Below are 17,244 nucleotides of genomic sequence, written 5' to 3'. Positions count from 1 at the left end.
TAATACGCCGCACGGCGAGGGGAGTAAATGGAGGGAGAAGCGTTATCGACAGAGGGGATATTTTTATGGCTGATCCTGATATCCATCAGGAAAACTCCCTCTACCCGCACGGGAAGAGGGAGCGATTATTCAGGTCGTTCTCAGGCAATAATATTCAGCGTGACATCGATATTGCCGCGGGTGGCGTTGGAGTAAGGGCAGACGATATGCGCGGCATCGACCAGTTTCTTAGCTTCAGCAGGATCCATACCTTCGACATGGATGTTCAGTTTCGCTTCAATACCGAAACCGGTCGGTAGCGGCCCGATGCCGACTTCGCCTTCAATAAATGCGTCTTTCGGCAGCGCGAATTTGTCGCGGCCAGCAACGAATTTCATGGCGCCGAGAAAACAGGCTGAATAGCCGGCTGCAAACAGCTGCTCCGGGTTGGTGGCTTCGCCGCCCGCGCCGCCCATCTCTTTCGGAACGCCCAGTTTCACGTCCAGAACGCCGTCGGATGAGGTTGCGCGGCCGTCACGGCCTCCGGTGGCTTTGGCTTTGGCAGTGTAGACAACTTTTTCTAAAGACATGGCAGGTTCCTTCTTATCTTGAGTGTATGCTATAAAATAGCGTGCTATTTTTATGGAGAATAAACGCCCCGCAAGGGGAGTTTATGCCCGATGAAACTGTTGGCGAAGCTGTTCCAGTTGCTGTTTGATATCGCCAAGGGTGGCGTTATCGCAGGCTATCGCACAGCGAATGGCTTCTGGAATCGTTGTTGCTTGCTGCTGCAACTCGCGACCGCTTGCGCTTAAGGTAATCACTACCTGACGTTCATCCTGCCTCGAACGCTGGCGATGGATAAGCCCGGCGCTCTCAAGACGCTTAAGCAGCGGCGTCAGGGTGGCAGAATCCAGGAACAGGCGCTCGCCAATTTCTGACACCGTAATATCGTCTTGCTCCCACAATACCAGCATCACCAGATATTGCGGGTAGGTGAGATTCATCGGCGCTAGCAGCTGCCGATAAAGCTTGTGCAGCGCCAGATTTGTTGAGTACAACGCAAAACAAAACTGGTTATCTAAGGCGAGCTGCGCATTCGCGGTTGGAGTCGATGTTTTCTTCATGAGATTGAATATAGGTAGTGCGCTATATTATTGCAAGCAATTTTTTAGGGAAGGGATAACATCGCATCCCTGCAGCGCTTTTGCCGGGCCATCAGATTGCGGTCTCTATCCCGACAGATCGGGCTGCCGGGAGGGCGTTAATCAGTGGCTTACAGCCGCTCTGTTAGCATCGTGGCAACACGCGTACTTAGACGCGCGGCCGTTTACGGTAGATCCACAGCCCCGGTATCGACAAACCGATAGAGAGCGCGCCGACAATCGATGATGCTTTGAGGAAATTGGTCAGCAGCAAAATCATCAGATCTTCGCTGTAGCCGAAGTGGCTGATTTTGACCGCTGAAATCATGGCGGTGTAGGCGGAGATGCCGGGAAACATCGGGATTACCGCCGCCACGGTAAATACTTTTGGATGCGCCAGATACCAGCGCGACCAGCGGATGCCCACGGAGCCGACCAGCATCGAGGCGGCAAACGTCGACCATTCAATATTGAAGCCCCAGTGCATCATCGCAAAGCGCGAACCGTGACCGATTGCGCCAAGCAGCGCGCACCACAAAAGCGCCCGCTGCGGGACGTTAAAGACCATCGCAAAGCCCACGGCGGGAATCGCCGCCAGCAGCATGTCCTGGATTAATGCCAGCATGAAATTAATCACATCCATCCGCGCAGCCCCCACAGCGTCATGGCCATCACTACGCCGATACAGGTGGCAAGGGTCAGTAAACTGGCCATTGCCCAGCGCGCAAGGCCGGTATTGATATGTCCTTTGAACATATCGGCGACGGCGTTAATCAGCGGAAAACCCGGCACTAAAAGCAACACGCTGGCGGCCATGGCGACGGTGGACGAGTGCACAAAGGTGGGCAGCGTGAGCAGTAAGCCGGACACGGTGGTAGCGACAAAGGCGGTAATGCAAAAGTTAATTTGCGGGTGCAGATGACGGCTTGCCAGCAACAGTCGCACATACATGGCGACGCTGCTGGCGCAAAAAGTAATAAAAGCGCCATCCCAGCCGCCATTATTAAGCTTACAAAAACAGGCGCAAGAGAGACCGACCATCAGCGTGACCAGCCAGCGCGGGTAACGCAACGGTTTAACCTGCGTAAAGCGTTTTTCAACGCCCTTCAAATCCAGCAGCTTATGTTCGGCGAGGATAACGATATGCTGTATTTCCGTCACTACATGCATATTGATGCCGCGATCGCTGTTTTTTCGCGTTGAGGTCAGGCAGGTGCCATCTTTAATGGTGGTCAGCACAATGGCGTTGGAAGAGATTAAGCTTTCAACACTGTCCATGCCTAGCGCCCGCCCCAGCCGCGTTGACAACTCTTCCACCAGCGCGCTCTCTGCACCGTGCTGTAACAAAAATAGGCCGCACTGAATACACAACCGTGTTATGGCCCGCTGTGATGACTGCTCTGTTTGCATGTTTACCCTGGCATGGTGACAACGACGCTCACAACAGTGGGAGCATAAAGCCTATTTTTAGCACAGGTGCAGGGCGGCATGGCGCTAAGGGAGATCAATAATTGTGCATTAAATCACGCTTACTCAGCGTAAAAACGCAATGATGCCCAACGTTAAGCCTCAGGTCCGCGCGTATGCGCACGCGTGAAAATTTTCCTTTTCATGGGAATTATTAATCTTAAATAAGATCTTAAATAGTATTTAAGATTATGCCGCTTATCTTACCGGGCCAGCCTTGAATTAGTATAAATTTCTTATTTTATTATTAATCCAGTACCACAGGGTTTAATGCGCACTATGCTATATTGACATGCTACCACCGAATATTATAATCCACCGCTATCGATTTAAGCACTATTTATAATTATATTATGACGATAATGGTCAAGGCAGAAAAACGTCCCAACGCGATATGTCTGGCGACAGAGACACTGCGAATAATAAAGGGCAGTTGAAAGCGCAAACGTAAGTGACGGTTTTAGGTTATTTCAAGGGACCGGACGGGGAGTGATTATCCAGAAAGCTCCCTTTACAGCTCCGGCTCTGGCCGAAAACTAAAGCGCATTTTCCAGAGGATGTCCGCAATTATTCTTCAGTACATAAAGCGGTTGCCCCTCTTACATTAAAAGGCATCCGTATCATAACCGCAGATTTACCCGGTGATCAGGGTTAGCTAACAGCAGGCTGCGATGTTTATCACTGCATGTGGCGATAGTGTGCGCGGGCAGCGGTGTGTCTCATGCACGCGCTGTGCTGGCTTTATAAATGTTGCCTGACGTGATGCCGTTTGCGAATGCAGGAACACCTGGCCGAGTAATGAGCTGGGTTATATACATCGGGCGTAAATATTGTCTAATAAATTAGCAAGCTGAGTAAATGTTTCGTGTTACGTCTTTTTGTAAAAGGTAATTAGCAAAATACTTACCGGGAAAAATGTAATCAAATACTCAGTGCGTAAAAGAAATTAAACGAAAGTAACGAGGCATTATCAGCGGCAGTAAATGCGTTTTGTTCACATCGTTTAATCGCGGCCAGGTAATGAAAAACGCGATTTTGATGCGGTAAACGGAGAAAATAATAAATGAAAAATAACAGCAAGAAAGCAAATATTGCTATTCTGGAAAAATGTGTAATGAGCGCGGCGGGGCTAAAATATTTATTTACTGAATCTGCGCTTAATCACTATTCTTTTCATTTTTTTAACGATCGTTATGCGTTTCGCCAGGCGCTGAAACAGACACCGTTTTTTTCCGTTATCTACTCCCTTTCCGGCCAGCGAAAAGAGCGGCTGGAATGCCTGATGGGGCTGCATCGGCTTTCCTTTTCCCATCCCGGCGTCCAGCGCATTGTGATAGCCGGTGACGATCGCGAAGCGCAGCTGGTAGGGCATCTCTCTCCTTCACGGTTTCATGGCATCCTGAGTAAACAGTCGCCCCTCGATACCCTCTTGCAGGAACTGGTTACGCTGTTTGGCGAGACGCGGCGCATCAACGAAAACATGATTAACCATTGGTATGTCAGCCAGTGTCGTATGCTCAGCCCGACAGAGCGGGAAATTTTAAACTATATGACGCAGGGCTTTTCGATGGCTGAGATCGCGTGCCAGCTGGACAGAAATGTCAAAACGATTCGCGCACATAAATTTAACGCGATGATCAAGCTGGGCGTGAGATCGGATGTCGGTCTGCTGGATGCGGCGGATATTTTGACCTGGACTTCCCCCCGCATCGAACCGTGTATTATTTGATGCCGTAAGGCGCAGCGGCAGGCAATGGCCGGTGCTGCATACCCCTCACAGGCACACATCAATCCATGTCGCGCGGGTCAGCTCGGCCATTCGTTCAGGAGAAATACGCACCGCACTGTGGATAGCGCCGGCCGCGGGCAATACTTCCTGATAATGTTTTAGCGAAACGTCGCAATACACTTTTAACGGATTTTCCAGCCCGAACGGGCACACGCCGCCAACCGGATGCCCGGTAATGGTCACCACTTCATCGCTGCTTAACATGCGGGCTTTAGCGCCAAAGGTTTTTTTAAGTTTTTGGTTATCCAGACGCGCGTCACCTTTCGCTACCACTAAAATCACTTCGTTCTGCACTTTTAACGACAGGGTTTTCGCGATTTGCCCCGGCTCGACATGATGCGCGGCGGCGGCAAGCTGCACGGTGGCCGTACTTTGATTTAATTCTATAATCCCGATGTCAGGGGCGTTGTCGGCAAAGAATTGCCGCACGGACTGCAAACTCATGATGTTCTCCTGCGAATGACCGCCATTAATCTGTCACAAGCCTGTTATCGCTGTAAATAACCCACCTGATAAACATTACGCAGCCAGATCCTGGATCCTCTTCACAATCGCGGAAACCGGTTACAGTAACCGGTTGCAGTGTTATCACACCGGGTTAATACTCATTTGGACATTTCCCTCTGTCCATAAAATTAAAAAAGAGCCTTCTATGAAACCTACTCAACGTCACTGTAATGTTGGTTCTCGTACCCGCATGGTTTCACCGCAAAAAAAAGGAACGACGCGCGGCATAACGGTTGCTGATGCGCTTACTCTGCTTGTCTGCACGGAGACTGACTATGTCTGCTAACCATGCTGCCTTTAACCTGATTTTCCGTTTTATCGAAAACTACGTCAGCCCCATCGCCGGACGTATCTCTTCCCAGCGTCATGTGATGGCGATTCGCGACGGATTTATCTCTGCGATGCCGTTTATGATTGTGGGCTCTTTCTTACTGGTATTTGCTTATCCGCCCTTCGCGCCGGATACCACCTGGGGCTTTGCCCGCGCGTGGCTGGATTTGGCGAAGCAGTATGAAGGGCGGATCCTGACGCCTTTTGATATGACGATGGGCATTATGTCTATCTATATCTGTGCGGCGATTGCTTACAACTTAGGCAAACACTATGTGAAGTCGCATCAGTTAGATCCCTTTATGTGCGCGATGCTGTCGCTGATGGCGTTTTTACTCGTGGCCGCGCCGAAAACTAACGGCACATTACCGGTGCATAGCCTCGGTGGCACCGGCATATTTACCGCTATCCTGGTCGCCATTTACTGCGTGGAGATGATGCGTTTCCTGAAGGCGCACAATATTGGCATCCGCTTGCCGGACCAGGTGCCGCCGATGATCAAAAACTCGTTTGATTTGCTGATCCCGGTATTGGTGGTGGTGCTAACGCTCTATCCGCTGAGTCTGTTCATCCAGACGCAATTTAATATGCTGATTCCGCAGGCGATTATGGCGCTGTTTAAACCGCTGGTTGCCGCCGCCGATTCTTTACCCGCCATTTTACTGGCGGTGATCATCGGGCATTTACTGTGGTTTGCGGGGATTCACGGCGCGGCGATCGTTTCCGGCATGCTGCAAATGTTCTGGCTAACCAATCTCGGTCTTAACCAGAGCGCGCTGGCGCAGTCCGCGCCGCTACCGCATATCTTTATGGAAGCGTTCTGGACCTTCTTTATCGTTATCGGCGGCTCAGGGGCGACGATGGGGCTGGTGATTTGCTATCTGCGCAGCCGATCGGTTCACTTGCGTTCGATTGGCCGGCTGAGCGTGGTGCCAAGCCTGTTCAACATTAACGAACCAGTCATTTTCGGCACGCCCATCGTGATGAACCCGGTCTTTTTTATCCCCTTCCTGCTGGCACCGACGCTTAATGCGATTATCGCCTGGGCGGCGATGAAGCTGGATCTGATTGGGCGGGTCATCTCTGTGGTGCCCTGGACGGCCCCCGCGCCGATTGGTGCTGCATGGGCATTGGGCTGGGATTTCCGTGCGGCGATCCTGGTAGTGATACTGGCCTGCGTTTCCGCAGTCATTTATTACCCGTTTTTCAAAGTGTATGAAAAACAGCTGCTGGAGCAGGAAGCGGAAGAGGCGCTGCGTGCGGGAGAGGAGAAACAGGTTGCCTAAAGCCGTGCAGGTCGTTTAAACGAGAAGAGGGCGCTTAGGCGCTCTCTTCTTATTTCAGCGTGCAGTCGCCGCACTGCTGAACATCCGGCAGGCGATAGCGTTGACAGCAGGTACGACGCACCAGCAGGCCGTCGCGCAGCACTACCGTACGCCACAGGGGATTGTCGCAGCCGTCGGCGAGTTGTTTTTCAAAAAAGCAGATTTGGCGCAGCGCAGCGACGCGCGTTTCCCCGAGCGTTGGTATCAGCTCGCCGAGATACCAGTTAATCAAGTAGCCCGTATTGCTCCAGATAAGCTTGCCGTTGATCTCGCCCGTCGCTTCCAGCGCCTGCACCACCGGCAGCATCGCCTGCGTTGTCAGGGCGCAGATGCGCTGCGCATCACCAACGGGCGTGAGCTGCCAATCCTGCTGAACATCAATCCAGAAACAGGCGGCACGACCCGTTTCATGAAATTCGACATGAAAATGTTCCGGCGACAGGTCGATAGCGCTTTTTTGCGTCAGCAACGTCAGCAACAGCGGCGGCACCAGTAACCCGAGATACCACTGCGCCCACAGCGAAAGCAGCGGTTTGTTTTCCCGCGGCTGAGTCGGCTGGTTACGGTAGATATGATCGGAATAGGTGGCAACAAGCGATGTAAATGCCGCAGGGCGCGACCATTCTGCCAGCGTCATCGCCCGCAACGGCGCGGGTTCGTTCAGCCGCAGGAAGTCGAGCAGATACTCGCGCGTGCTGGCGATAGTTTCCCGCATAGCATTCGCCAGCGAATCGCCATCCTCAACGGGGCGGCCTCGCCAGATAATGTTTTCAGTGATCGTTGCGTTACGGTAAGTCATCGCGCCAGCTAAAGTGGAATCTAAATGATAATGATTGCCAATCCTAGCCAGAGGTAAAATCGATAGCAAGATTTTTATCGTAAAGTGAGGGCTGAGCGTAAATCAGGCGACCTGCAGCTCGCCGCTCACTAAAATGTGGTTACGCCCTAAATGCTTGGCTTCATATAATGCGCTGTCGGCGAGGGAAAGGGCGGCTTCGATATCGCCATCGATAAAGGGCGCAATACCGATGCTAATAGTGACGTTGGTGGCGACGCTCTCATTGAACATATGCGGGATTTTTAAATCGTACACTTTCTGGCGGATCTGCTCGGCGATAACGCGCGCCTCTTCGACATTGACGTTATTCAGCAGGATCATAAATTCCTCGCCGCCAAAACGCGCGACGATATCACGGGAACGCACGGCGTCGCGTAGCGCGGCGGAGACGCGAATAAGCGCCTGATCGCCCATCATATGGCCGTAATGATCGTTATACGCTTTGAAGTGATCGATATCGAGCAACAGAACGAAACGCGAACTTTCATCCACCGCCAGCAGGTGCTGAAGCTTATGCTGTAAACCGCGCCGATTATATAAGCCGGTTAAGGGATCGAGCATGCTGAGATCGTTGAGGGTTTTACGCTCCTGAATCAGACGGTTCATCAGCGCCTGGGCAAAATTATCATTACGTCGTTGAATTACGTGCTGGATAGATATTCCCAGCACCGGCAGGGCGAACGTACATATCAGCCGCATACTGCTCTCTTCGCCGTTAAGCCACACACAGGTGGCAAATACGGGCAATGAGTGGACTAAAAAGGCGACAATATTATTTGAAAAGGCGATCGAGCCGATAAACAGAACGCTTAACAGAGCAATCAGCAAGAAACTTGCCGCATCGCCATCAAGGAGGCGGAATTTGTCGATCACATGCCACGCCCACAGGGAACCAAATATCAATGAAATGAATATGATATTGATTTTTACTTTTGGATAAAAACGTTGGATAAGCGGAAGCACAACGCTTAATACGACAATAAAGCAGATGGGAAGCGTAAACGCGCCCTGATTTCTCAGCGGCAGAATAATAGAGAACAAGGCTGAGAAAGCGTTGAGCAGTAAAAAGAGGCGTAGGGATAATCGATATCTCTTATTACAAAGAGATTGCCAGGTTTGTAATGTCATACCTTTAAATCTTTATTTATCCGCACGAGATCGCTGCGCTATGAGTCAAAAGAAAAAAGTAACGCAATGAAACTGTCACTGCGAAAAATTAGCGTTTTAGATTTTAATTTAAGCGACGCTTAATTTATCACCTTACTGAATGCCTGTCATTAGATGATGAGTAATGTTCATACGACGAGGCGGCGGAGTGCTGACAATTGAGAAAAGATATCATATGATATTGGTTATCATTATCACTATAAGAGATGAAACCATGTTGCGGCGAGCGTTGGAGAGTGGCTGGGGAATCGTGGTGCCGGGAATCATTGTTGCTGTATTGTCGCTGGCGGATTTGTCGGTTGATGCATGGCGAGGTGTGATTGTTCTGGGTCTGCTTTTAACACCGGTTATGCTCTACCACAAACGCTGGCGGCATTTTGTCTTATTGCCTTCGGGCGTCGCGCTGGTAGGCGCAATGATGTTAATGCTGGTGAATTTGAAAATGATGCTGTAGCACGAGAGAAGCAGGGAGAGAATAAGATATCTGGTGCGAGGGGGGGGACTTGAACCCCCACGTCCGTAAGGACACTAACACCTGAAGCTAGCGCGTCTACCAATTCCGCCACCTTCGCACAGTCATCTTAATTTGATATCGCCTCGTTGGTGCGAGGGGGGGGACTTGAACCCCCACGTCCGTAAGAACACTAACACCTGAAGCTAGCGCGTCTACCAATTCCGCCACCTTCGCACAGTGCGAGCGATATCTGCGTGGTTTATGGTGCGAGGGGGGGGACTTGAACCCCCACGTCCGTAAGGACACTAACACCTGAAGCTAGCGCGTCTACCAATTCCGCCACCTTCGCATACCATCGATACAGTTTAAGTATCGTTACCACGGAGGCGCATTCTAGATGTTTTCAACATTTCGTCAATAGTTAATTGCAGGGACGTAGGCTGATTGCTGTAAAAATGGGCGCAGTGTTGCAAGGCTGGGGAGTGAACCCGGTGCAGGATGTCCACCGGGTTTGGCGATTACTTCAACGCCTGGCGCGTCATTACCGTACGGTAGACTTTAAAGCGGCCGGTTTGGGCGATCACTTCATGGAAACCAAACGTTTGATCCAGCACGGCGGGATAAGGCAGAAAGGCGTTGGCAACAATGCGCAACTCGCCGCCGCTGTTCAGATGGCGTACCGCACCGCGAATCAGGGTTTGCGCAGCTTCAAGGCTGGTTTGTAAGCCATCGTGGAACGGGGGATTAGAGATAATCATATCAAAGCGCCCGCTCACTTCTGAGAAGACGTTGCTGGCGAAAACCTCCCCTTCAAAGCCGTTCGCCGCAAGGGTGGCGCGGCTGGCTTCTACCGCCGGTGCGGAGACATCGCACAGCGTCAGGCGTACTTTTGGTGAGTGGCTCGCCAGCACCGCCGCGAGCACGCCCGCGCCGCAGCCAACATCCAGCACTTTGCCTTTGGTATGCGGCGTCAGGGTGGAGAGCAGCAGCTGACTGCCCACGTCCAGGCCATCGCGGCTAAATACCCCCGGCAGGGTTTTGATGCTCAGATTACCCAGCGCGTACTCGCCCCAGAAACTGTTGGCATCAAACGCAGGTTGCTTGTCCAGACGGCCGTGATACAGACCGCAGCGGCGCGCGCTGTCGACTTTATTCAGCGTGCAAAACTCCGCCAGCATCTGCTCGGCGCTGCGTACACCGCTGCGGTTTTCGCCGACAACAAAAATATCGCTACCCACCGGCAGCAGCGACAGCAAGTTCATTAACTGGAACTGCGCTTCCGGTTTGTTCTTCGGCCAGTAGTAGATAAGCGTGTCGCAGTCGCCAATCATGGCGCTATCCGCCACCAGGCTGTAATGGGCGCGCTCGCCCATTTGCTGGTTTAAGGTTTGCCACTGGTGGAGCTGCTGTGTCCAGGCGCGGCTGTCGGCCGTCTCCAGACGCGCGGGCAGGTCATCCTGCAAATCACCGGCAAAGAAAATACGGTTGGGTTCGAAATCGTCACTGTGGCGCAGCAAGACTTCACTTGCCGGGGTAAAAGCAGACATGATGGGTTCCTCTTTAAACTAAGGCGGCGATTATACACATAATCGTGCGAACTGCCTCGTGCTTGCCTGCGTGTTGATGGCGCATTTTCGTCGAGTTTGCTATATTTGCGCGCCTGATACAGGAGTGTTTCACGATGACTTCCCGACGCGACTGGCAATTACAACAGCTGGGCATTACCCAGTGGGCTCTGCGGCGCCCTGCGGCATTGCAGGGTGAAATTGCTATTTCGCTACCCGCGCATATTCGGCTGGTGATGGTTGCGCCCACGCTGCCTGCTCTTAGCGACCCGCTGGTGAGCGATGTGCTGCATGCCTTAACGGTGACGGAAGACCAGGTGCTGCAGCTCACGCCAGATCGTGTCCCGATGCTGCCGCCCGAAAGCCACTGCAACAGCTGGTGGCTGGGTGTTGAAACGCAGGCGGCACTGACGGGCGCACAGGTGACTACCCCGGCGGTTGACGAACTGCGCGCAAACCCTGCGGCTCGCGCCGCGCTATGGCGACAAATTTGCGAACATGAACACGATTTCTTCCCTCAGCACGACTGATTTAGCCCGCGCTTATGACATCGAAACCCGCGCGCACGCCTTTCCCTGGAGCGAAAAAACGCTGGTCAGCAATCAGGGCGAACGCTATCTCAACTACCGCTTGATGGTGGGGGATGAAATGGCCGCTTTTGCCATTACCCAGGTGGTGCTCGACGAAGCCACCCTCTTTAATATCGCCGTCGATCCGCGTTGGCAGCGAAAAGGGCTGGGGCGCCAGTTGCTGGAACATCTGATTGCTGAACTGGAAAAGCGTGATGTGCTCACGCTGTGGCTGGAAGTGCGCGCCTCCAATCGTGGCGCTATCGCACTGTATGAAAGTTTAGGCTTTAACGAAGCCACGATCCGCCGTAACTACTATCCCACCGCTGGCGGGCGTGAAGATGCGATCGTGATGGCTTTATCAATTTAAAAAGGTGATGTAATGAAATGGGACTGGATACTCTTTGATGCTGACGAAACGCTGTTTACCTTTGATGCGTTTGGCGGCTTACAACGGATGTTTCTTGACTATAGCGTGACATTCACCGATCAGGATTTCTTAGAATATCAATCCGTTAATAAACCGCTGTGGGTCGATTACCAGAACGGTGCCATCAGCGCATTGCAGTTGCAGACGCAGCGCTTTCAGAGCTGGTCCGAGCGCCTGAAGGTGCCCGCAGGTTCGCTAAATGAAGCGTTTCTCAACGCGATGGCGGAAATTTGCGCGCCGCTGCCGGGTGCGGTCTCTTTGCTGAATAGCCTTAAGGGCAAAGTGAAAATCGGCATCATTACCAACGGCTTTACCGCTTTGCAGCAAATTCGCCTGGAGCGTACCGGCCTTCGCGACTATTTTGATCTGTTAGTGATTTCTGAACAGGTTGGCGTTGCGAAGCCCGACGCGAGAATTTTTGATTATGCGCTGCGTCAGGCCGGTAATCCGGATCGCGCTCGCGTGCTGATGGTGGGTGACACGGCGGAATCCGATATTCTCGGCGGCAATAACGCCGGAATAGCCACCTGCTGGCTGAACGCGCACGGTCGTGCGCTGCCGGAGGGGATTAACCCCACCTGGACCGTTACCTCCCTGAACGAACTGGAGCAACTCCTGTGTAAACATTGATTGTCTGCACTCAGCCGTTGAGTACAATAGCCGCATTTTTCGTATTTCATCGCGAGGCATCTGGCCGCGCAATTACACAGAAGATTTGATTATGACGTTGTCTCCTTATTACCAAGAGGTAGCGAAGCGCCGCACGTTCGCTATTATCTCGCACCCCGATGCCGGTAAAACCACCATCACCGAGAAGGTGCTGCTGTTCGGACAGGCTATTCAGACCGCCGGTACGGTAAAAGGCCGCGGCTCCAACCAGCATGCAAAATCCGACTGGATGGAGATGGAAAAGCAGCGCGGTATTTCTATTACTACTTCCGTGATGCAGTTCCCGTACCGTGAAAGCCTGGTCAACCTGCTGGATACCCCGGGGCACGAAGACTTCTCTGAAGATACTTATCGTACCCTTACCGCCGTTGACTGCTGTTTGATGGTTATCGATGCGGCAAAAGGTGTTGAAGACCGCACGCGCAAGCTGATGGAAGTGACTCGTCTGCGCGATACGCCGATCCTCACCTTTATGAACAAACTCGACCGTGATATCCGCGATCCGATGGAGCTGCTGGATGAAGTGGAAAACGAGCTGAAAATTGCCTGTGCGCCGATTACCTGGCCGATTGGCTGCGGTAAATTGTTCAAGGGCGTTTACCACCTGTATAAAGATGAAACCTACCTGTATCAAACGGGCAAGGGCCACACCATTCAGGAAGTGCGCATCGTTAAAGGGCTGCAGAATCCCGATCTGGACAGCGCCGTAGGCGAAGATCTGGCCCAGCAACTGCGTGATGAGCTGGAGCTGGTGCAGGGCGCGTCGAACGAGTTCGATCAAGAGCTATTCCTTGGCGGCGAACTGACGCCGGTGTTCTTTGGTACCGCGCTGGGTAACTTTGGCGTCGATCATATGCTCGATGGCCTGGTGGAGTGGGCGCCTGCGCCGATGCCGCGTAAAACCGATACCCGTGAAGTGAAAGCGGATGATGAGAAATTCACCGGCTTCGTCTTTAAGATCCAGGCCAACATGGATCCGAAACACCGTGACCGCGTGGCGTTTATGCGTGTGGTCTCCGGTAAATATGAGAAAGGCATGAAGCTGCGCCAGGTGCGTACCGGCAAAGATGTGGTGATTTCTGATGCGCTGACCTTTATGGCCGGCGACCGTTCTCATGTGGAAGAAGCCTACCCAGGCGATATTATTGGTCTGCACAACCACGGCACGATTCAGATTGGCGACACCTTCACGCAGGGTGAGATGATGAAGTTTACCGGCATCCCGAACTTTGCACCGGAACTGTTTCGCCGCATTCGCCTGCGCGATCCGCTGAAGCAGAAACAGCTATTAAAAGGGCTGGTTCAGCTTTCGGAAGAGGGGGCTGTTCAGGTGTTTCGCCCAATAGCGAACAACGACCTGATTGTTGGCGCGGTGGGCGTGCTGCAGTTTGACGTGGTGGTTTCGCGTTTGAAGAGCGAGTACAACGTCGAAGCCGTGTATGAGTCCGTCAACGTGGCGACGGCGCGCTGGGTTGAAAGCAAGGACGTGAAGAAATTCGAAGAGTTCAAGCGTAAGAATGAGATGCAGCTGGCCCTTGATGGCGGGGATAACCTTACCTACATCGCGCCGACGATGGTAAATCTCAACCTCACGCAAGAACGCTACCCGGAAGTCACTTTCCACAAAACTCGCGAGCACTAATCTTCTCAGAAGCCCGGTAACCGCCGGGCTTCGTCACTTTTCCTGTCTTATTAGCCCCTTGCGGAATGTTCTTAAAACCCGCCTTTCCACCTCCATTTGTTCGTTTTTTACCCGTTCAGCGATGATCTTTATCGAATGTGATCTATATTTAACAAAGTGATGACAAGTCGGGTGCGTAAAAGTCCTGTTCAATGCGTGAAATGTGGTCTTTTATCCACCCATCTCTTCACTGAGTAATATTAATAACTGCTTCAGCACGATGGGCGACGGGATTGTAAACACGCTTTCAACGGCTGAATTAGGTGGTTTTCATCACAGCAGTAGAGCGGTACATGTTGCCGCTTGTCGCCCTAATTGTGGGCAAACTTACAGGAAGAACATCGATGACTATGAAAAAACAGACGATTTCCAAAACTCTGCTGGCCGTCATGCTGGGCTCCGTCCTGGCAAGTGGTTCCGTTATCGCTGCGGAGACGACGACTGACAAGGCGCAAAATGCGGCTTCCAGCGCTGGAAACTCAATTGATAGCTCAATGAACAAAGTCGGTGGTTTCATGGATGACAGCTCCATCACGGCGAAAGTGAAAGCGGCGCTGGTGGATCATGACAACATTAAAAGCACTGATATTTCCGTAAAAACAGACAAAAAAGTGGTTACGCTGAGCGGCTTTGTTGAAAGCCAGGCGCAGGCGGAACAGGCTGTTTCCGTGGCGAAAAGCGTAGAGGGCGTAGCTTCCGTAAGCGATAAGCTCCACGTCCGTGACGGTAAAGATAAAACCATGAAAGGTTATGCGGGTGATACCGCGACAACCAGTGAAATCAAAGCAAAACTGCTGGCCGATGATATTGTCCCTTCCCGCAAGGTGAAAGTGGAAACCACCGATGGCGTGGTGCAGTTGTCCGGTACGGTAGAGTCTAAGGCTCAAAGTGAGCGCGCTGAAAGTATCGCCAAAGCAATCGACGGCGTTAAAAGCGTGAAGAACGATCTTAAAGTGAAGTAAAGATCCTGAAAACGTCACCACCCGGCATGAGCCGGGTATGACAAGTACGTACCAGGAAAACATCGCCGGTGGGCAACCTGAGCGCTCACCTTAAGCGGTCGACATTAACTATGGTAAAGGAGAGTTTTATGTTTCGTTGGGGCATTATATTTCTGGTTATCGCGTTAATTGCCGCCGCGCTGGGCTTCGGTGGTCTTGCGGGTACGGCAGCATGGGCCGCGAAAATTGTGTTTATCGTCGGTATCATCCTGTTCCTCGTCAGCCTGTTTATGGGCCGTCGACGTCCGTAGCGCAATACTGCCTTAAATTTCGCTTACATTAAAGCCAGTCTTCGTGACTGGCTTTGCTGTTTCGGCTACGGAAAAATTGCGTTACTTTGAAAGACTAAACGCATCTATAAGGAAAGTAGGGTGGGACAGCATATTCCCGTTACGCTCGGCAACATAGCGCCGCTGGCGCTTAAACCATTCCGTGCAGGCCGTCTGGCGTTAGTCTGCGAGGGCGGAGGCCAGCGCGGCATTTTCACCGCCGGGGTGCTGGACGAGTTTATGCGCGCGCAATTCAACCCTTTTGATCTCTACTTCGGTACTTCTGCCGGAGCGCAAAACCTTTCCGCTTACCTTTGTAACCAGCCGGGCTATGCGCGCAAAGTCATTATGCGCTACACCACGTCGGGTGAATTTTTTAACCCGCTGCGCTTTGTGCGCGGCGGGAACCTTATCGATCTCGACTGGCTGGTGACATCCACCGCCAACGAGATGCCGTTGGCAATGGACTACGCGGCGCGTGTATTCGAGACGGGTAAAGAGTTTTATATCTGCGCCTGTCGGCAGGATGATTACTCCGCGGCCTATTTTGCGCCTACCCATCAGACCTGGCTTGATTTGATCCGCGCGTCCAGTGCGATTCCCGGTTTTTACCGTCCCGGCGTTCAGCTTGAGGGTATTAATTATCTTGACGGCGGCGTGAGCGATGCGATTCCGGTACAGGAAGCGGCAAAACGCGGCGCGGATACGATTGTGGTGATTCGCACCGTGCCGTCGCAGATGTACTATACGCCGCAGTGGTTTAAACGTATGGAGCGCTGGTTGGGCGAGAGCAGCCTGCAAACGCTGGTCAATTTGGTGCAGCACCATGAAAAAAGCTACATGGCTATCCAGCACTTTATTGAATCCCCGCCGGGTAACCTGCGGATCTTTGAAATTTACCCACCGAAGCTGTTAAAAAGCATGGCGCTCGGCAGCCGCGTACCGGCCCTGCGCGAAGATTATAAAATCGGCCGTTTGTGCGGCCGCTACTTCCTGGCAACGGTGGGCAAACTGCTGGCGGAAACCCCGCCTTTGCTGCGCCATTCGCCGATTATCACCCCTGCAACGCGGGTGGTTCCACCGGCACCCGTCGCTAACGATGCGCTGGATACGCCGCTGGTAAACGCCGTGCAGGCGAACGACTTACCCATAAATAAAGAGGATACGGCGTGAGTTGGCGCTTTATCGATACCCACTGTCATTTTGATTTCCCTCCCTTTGCCGGTGATGAAGTGGCAAGCATCGCCCGCGCTGCGGATGCCGGTGTTGAGGGCATTATTGTCCCGGCGATTGCCGCCCGCTACTTTGATCGCGTGTGTGATTTAGCGCAACAGCATGGTGCGCTGTACGCGGCGCTGGGGCTGCATCCCATCGTGATTGAAGAGCACGCTGACGAGAGCCTGCAGCAGCTTGAGCGCGCGCTTGCCGCCCGGCCGGAAAAAGTGGTGGCGATAGGCGAAATTGGTCTCGATCTCTATCGGGAAGATCCCCAATTTGATCGTCAGCAGTGGCTGCTTGATGCGCAGTTAGCGCTGGCGAAACGCTTTAACCTGCCGGTTATCCTCCATTCGCGCCGCACCCATGACACACTGGCGATGCACCTGAAAAGGCACGATTTACCGCGTCGCGGCGTGGTCCACGGTTTCGCCGGTAGCCTGCAACAGGCGCAGCGCTTTGTGGAGCTGGGCTACTGCATCGGCGTTGGGGGCACTATCACCTATCCGCGCGCCAGTAAAACCCGCAATGTGATGGCGCAGCTGCCACTTTCTGCTTTGCTTTTGGAAACGGATGCGCCGGATATGCCGCTAAACGGTTTTCAGGGGCAGCCCAATCGCCCGGAGCGGGCGGCGCAGGTTTTCGAAACCCTGTGCGAGCTGCGTCCGGAAGCGCCGGAAGCCATTGCCGGGGCGCTGCTGGAAAATACCCGACGGTTGTTCGCACTGTAACATTCGGGCAGTATGCTTTTCACTTCACTTATCCTTAATACCAGCGCCTCTTTGGCGCGGCTTTACCCACGCACCAGCACGTTTTTGCGCCTAATAATTTCTCATTGTGTTAG

General features: G+C 52.7%; 19 protein-coding genes and 3 tRNA genes. 11 read left to right on the top strand and 11 right to left on the bottom strand.

Going from position 1 to position 17,244, the window contains the following annotated elements:
- Positions 1–140: 140 nt before the first annotated feature.
- From RW65_RS14875 to RW65_RS14860, 4 genes are all read right to left on the bottom strand, one after another.
- Positions 141–569, bottom strand: a complete 429-nt coding sequence (locus RW65_RS14875; protein WP_039057558.1) for an organic hydroperoxide resistance protein — start codon at positions 567–569, stop codon at positions 141–143.
- Between the two features lie 81 nt (positions 570–650).
- The gene (locus RW65_RS14870; protein WP_039057557.1) at positions 651–1,106 is read right to left on the bottom strand and encodes a MarR family winged helix-turn-helix transcriptional regulator; all 456 of its coding nucleotides are present in this window, start codon (positions 1,104–1,106) and stop codon (positions 651–653) included.
- A 187-nt stretch (positions 1,107–1,293) separates the two neighbouring features.
- The gene (locus tag RW65_RS14865) at positions 1,294–1,767 is read right to left on the bottom strand and encodes a threonine/serine exporter (protein WP_039057556.1); all 474 of its coding nucleotides are present in this window, start codon (positions 1,765–1,767) and stop codon (positions 1,294–1,296) included.
- Positions 1,758–2,534 carry a threonine/serine exporter family protein gene (locus tag RW65_RS14860; RefSeq protein ID WP_039057555.1) on the bottom strand — a complete coding sequence of 259 codons (777 nt, stop codon included), beginning with the start codon at positions 2,532–2,534 and terminating at the stop codon, positions 1,758–1,760. The genes RW65_RS14865 and RW65_RS14860 overlap by 10 nt, the downstream gene beginning before the upstream one ends.
- A gap of 1,171 nt (positions 2,535–3,705) precedes the next feature.
- Here RW65_RS14860 and bglJ point away from each other — a divergent pair.
- Complete coding sequence (gene bglJ, locus RW65_RS14855) at positions 3,706–4,320, top strand: DNA-binding transcriptional activator BglJ (RefSeq protein WP_052250318.1); 615 nt, start codon at positions 3,706–3,708, stop codon at positions 4,318–4,320.
- A gap of 45 nt (positions 4,321–4,365) precedes the next feature.
- Here the strand turns inward: bglJ and RW65_RS14850 are convergent, their stop codons facing one another.
- Complete coding sequence (locus RW65_RS14850) at positions 4,366–4,824, bottom strand: YbaK/EbsC family protein (RefSeq protein ID WP_039057554.1); 459 nt, start codon at positions 4,822–4,824, stop codon at positions 4,366–4,368.
- Between the two features lie 338 nt (positions 4,825–5,162).
- Between RW65_RS14850 and RW65_RS14845 the strand changes: the two genes are divergently transcribed.
- Entirely contained in the window at positions 5,163–6,503 is a 1,341-nt protein-coding gene (locus RW65_RS14845) for a PTS sugar transporter subunit IIC (protein ID WP_039057553.1), read from the top strand.
- Between the two features lie 49 nt (positions 6,504–6,552).
- On the opposite strand, the gene fhuF is transcribed toward RW65_RS14845, so the two are convergent.
- Positions 6,553–7,341, bottom strand: a complete 789-nt coding sequence (gene fhuF, locus RW65_RS14840) for a siderophore-iron reductase FhuF (RefSeq protein ID WP_039057552.1) — start codon at positions 7,339–7,341, stop codon at positions 6,553–6,555.
- A 102-nt stretch (positions 7,342–7,443) separates the two neighbouring features.
- Positions 7,444–8,508, bottom strand: a complete 1,065-nt coding sequence (locus RW65_RS14835) for a GGDEF domain-containing protein (protein WP_039057551.1) — start codon at positions 8,506–8,508, stop codon at positions 7,444–7,446.
- 214 nt (positions 8,509–8,722) lie between these two features.
- On the opposite strand from RW65_RS14835, the gene RW65_RS14830 reads away from it, so the two are divergent.
- Positions 8,723–9,001 (top strand): DUF1435 domain-containing protein, encoded by a 279-nt coding sequence (locus RW65_RS14830; protein WP_039057588.1) that lies wholly within the window; start codon positions 8,723–8,725, stop codon positions 8,999–9,001.
- A 31-nt stretch (positions 9,002–9,032) separates the two neighbouring features.
- Here the strand turns inward: RW65_RS14830 and RW65_RS14825 are convergent.
- From RW65_RS14825 to rsmC, 4 genes are all read right to left on the bottom strand, one after another.
- Positions 9,033–9,119 (bottom strand) — tRNA-Leu (locus RW65_RS14825).
- Between the two features lie 29 nt (positions 9,120–9,148).
- A tRNA-Leu gene (locus RW65_RS14820) sits at positions 9,149–9,235 on the bottom strand.
- A 28-nt stretch (positions 9,236–9,263) separates the two neighbouring features.
- A tRNA-Leu gene (locus RW65_RS14815) sits at positions 9,264–9,350 on the bottom strand.
- A 169-nt stretch (positions 9,351–9,519) separates the two neighbouring features.
- Positions 9,520–10,548, bottom strand: coding sequence for a 16S rRNA (guanine(1207)-N(2))-methyltransferase RsmC (gene rsmC / locus RW65_RS14810; RefSeq protein ID WP_039057550.1), 1,029 nt, complete (start codon positions 10,546–10,548; stop codon positions 9,520–9,522).
- A gap of 134 nt (positions 10,549–10,682) precedes the next feature.
- Between rsmC and RW65_RS14805 the strand changes: the two genes are divergently transcribed.
- From RW65_RS14805 to RW65_RS14775, 8 genes are all read left to right on the top strand, one after another.
- Positions 10,683–11,096, top strand: a complete 414-nt coding sequence (locus RW65_RS14805; protein WP_039057549.1) for a DNA polymerase III subunit psi — start codon at positions 10,683–10,685, stop codon at positions 11,094–11,096.
- A complete protein-coding gene (gene rimI / locus RW65_RS14800; protein WP_039057548.1) occupies positions 11,065–11,505 on the top strand; it encodes a ribosomal protein S18-alanine N-acetyltransferase in 441 nt (146 codons plus the stop codon). Before RW65_RS14805 ends, rimI begins: the two co-directional genes overlap by 32 nt.
- A 12-nt stretch (positions 11,506–11,517) precedes the next feature.
- A complete protein-coding gene (gene yjjG / locus RW65_RS14795) occupies positions 11,518–12,195 on the top strand; it encodes a pyrimidine 5'-nucleotidase (RefSeq protein WP_039057547.1) in 678 nt (225 codons plus the stop codon).
- 91 nt (positions 12,196–12,286) lie between these two features.
- Complete coding sequence (gene prfC, locus RW65_RS14790) at positions 12,287–13,876, top strand: peptide chain release factor 3 (protein ID WP_039057546.1); 1,590 nt, start codon at positions 12,287–12,289, stop codon at positions 13,874–13,876.
- Between the two features lie 383 nt (positions 13,877–14,259).
- A complete protein-coding gene (gene osmY / locus RW65_RS14785; protein ID WP_039057545.1) occupies positions 14,260–14,877 on the top strand; it encodes a molecular chaperone OsmY in 618 nt (205 codons plus the stop codon).
- Positions 14,878–15,005: 128 nt separating this feature from the next.
- The gene (locus RW65_RS22070) at positions 15,006–15,167 is read left to right on the top strand and encodes a DUF1328 domain-containing protein (RefSeq protein ID WP_072037768.1); all 162 of its coding nucleotides are present in this window, start codon (positions 15,006–15,008) and stop codon (positions 15,165–15,167) included.
- Positions 15,168–15,287: 120 nt separating this feature from the next.
- On the top strand, positions 15,288–16,358 hold the full coding sequence (locus tag RW65_RS14780; RefSeq protein ID WP_039057544.1) for a patatin-like phospholipase family protein: 1,071 nt from the start codon (positions 15,288–15,290) through the stop codon (positions 16,356–16,358).
- Positions 16,355–17,131 (top strand): TatD family hydrolase, encoded by a 777-nt coding sequence (locus RW65_RS14775; RefSeq protein WP_039057543.1) that lies wholly within the window; start codon positions 16,355–16,357, stop codon positions 17,129–17,131. Before RW65_RS14780 ends, RW65_RS14775 begins: the two co-directional genes overlap by 4 nt.
- The last annotated feature ends 113 nt before the right edge of the window (positions 17,132–17,244 follow it).

Origin of the sequence: Enterobacter sp. Bisph1 (genome assembly GCF_000814905.1) — a bacterium.
GTDB lineage: Bacteria > Pseudomonadota > Gammaproteobacteria > Enterobacterales > Enterobacteriaceae > Kosakonia.
This window is presented reverse-complemented; position numbering and strand designations above follow the sequence as displayed.

What these genes read in the sequence shown, in the direction of transcription:
- RW65_RS14875 (WP_039057558.1), bottom strand. Translation starts at nt 569, where the DNA reads ATGTCTTTAGAAAAAGTTGTCTACACTGCCAAAGCCAAAGCCACCGGA.
- RW65_RS14870 (WP_039057557.1), bottom strand. Translation starts at nt 1,106, where the DNA reads ATGAAGAAAACATCGACTCCAACCGCGAATGCGCAGCTCGCCTTAGAT.
- RW65_RS14865 (WP_039057556.1), bottom strand. Translation starts at nt 1,767, where the DNA reads ATGGATGTGATTAATTTCATGCTGGCATTAATCCAGGACATGCTGCTG.
- RW65_RS14860 (WP_039057555.1), bottom strand. Translation starts at nt 2,534, where the DNA reads ATGCAAACAGAGCAGTCATCACAGCGGGCCATAACACGGTTGTGTATT.
- bglJ (WP_052250318.1), top strand. Translation starts at nt 3,706, where the DNA reads ATGAGCGCGGCGGGGCTAAAATATTTATTTACTGAATCTGCGCTTAAT.
- RW65_RS14850 (WP_039057554.1), bottom strand. Translation starts at nt 4,824, where the DNA reads ATGAGTTTGCAGTCCGTGCGGCAATTCTTTGCCGACAACGCCCCTGAC.
- RW65_RS14845 (WP_039057553.1), top strand. Translation starts at nt 5,163, where the DNA reads ATGTCTGCTAACCATGCTGCCTTTAACCTGATTTTCCGTTTTATCGAA.
- fhuF (WP_039057552.1), bottom strand. Translation starts at nt 7,341, where the DNA reads ATGACTTACCGTAACGCAACGATCACTGAAAACATTATCTGGCGAGGC.
- RW65_RS14835 (WP_039057551.1), bottom strand. Translation starts at nt 8,508, where the DNA reads ATGACATTACAAACCTGGCAATCTCTTTGTAATAAGAGATATCGATTA.
- RW65_RS14830 (WP_039057588.1), top strand. Translation starts at nt 8,723, where the DNA reads ATGATATTGGTTATCATTATCACTATAAGAGATGAAACCATGTTGCGG.
- rsmC (WP_039057550.1), bottom strand. Translation starts at nt 10,548, where the DNA reads ATGTCTGCTTTTACCCCGGCAAGTGAAGTCTTGCTGCGCCACAGTGAC.
- RW65_RS14805 (WP_039057549.1), top strand. Translation starts at nt 10,683, where the DNA reads ATGACTTCCCGACGCGACTGGCAATTACAACAGCTGGGCATTACCCAG.
- rimI (WP_039057548.1), top strand. Translation starts at nt 11,065, where the DNA reads ATGAACACGATTTCTTCCCTCAGCACGACTGATTTAGCCCGCGCTTAT.
- yjjG (WP_039057547.1), top strand. Translation starts at nt 11,518, where the DNA reads ATGAAATGGGACTGGATACTCTTTGATGCTGACGAAACGCTGTTTACC.
- prfC (WP_039057546.1), top strand. Translation starts at nt 12,287, where the DNA reads ATGACGTTGTCTCCTTATTACCAAGAGGTAGCGAAGCGCCGCACGTTC.
- osmY (WP_039057545.1), top strand. Translation starts at nt 14,260, where the DNA reads ATGACTATGAAAAAACAGACGATTTCCAAAACTCTGCTGGCCGTCATG.
- RW65_RS22070 (WP_072037768.1), top strand. Translation starts at nt 15,006, where the DNA reads ATGTTTCGTTGGGGCATTATATTTCTGGTTATCGCGTTAATTGCCGCC.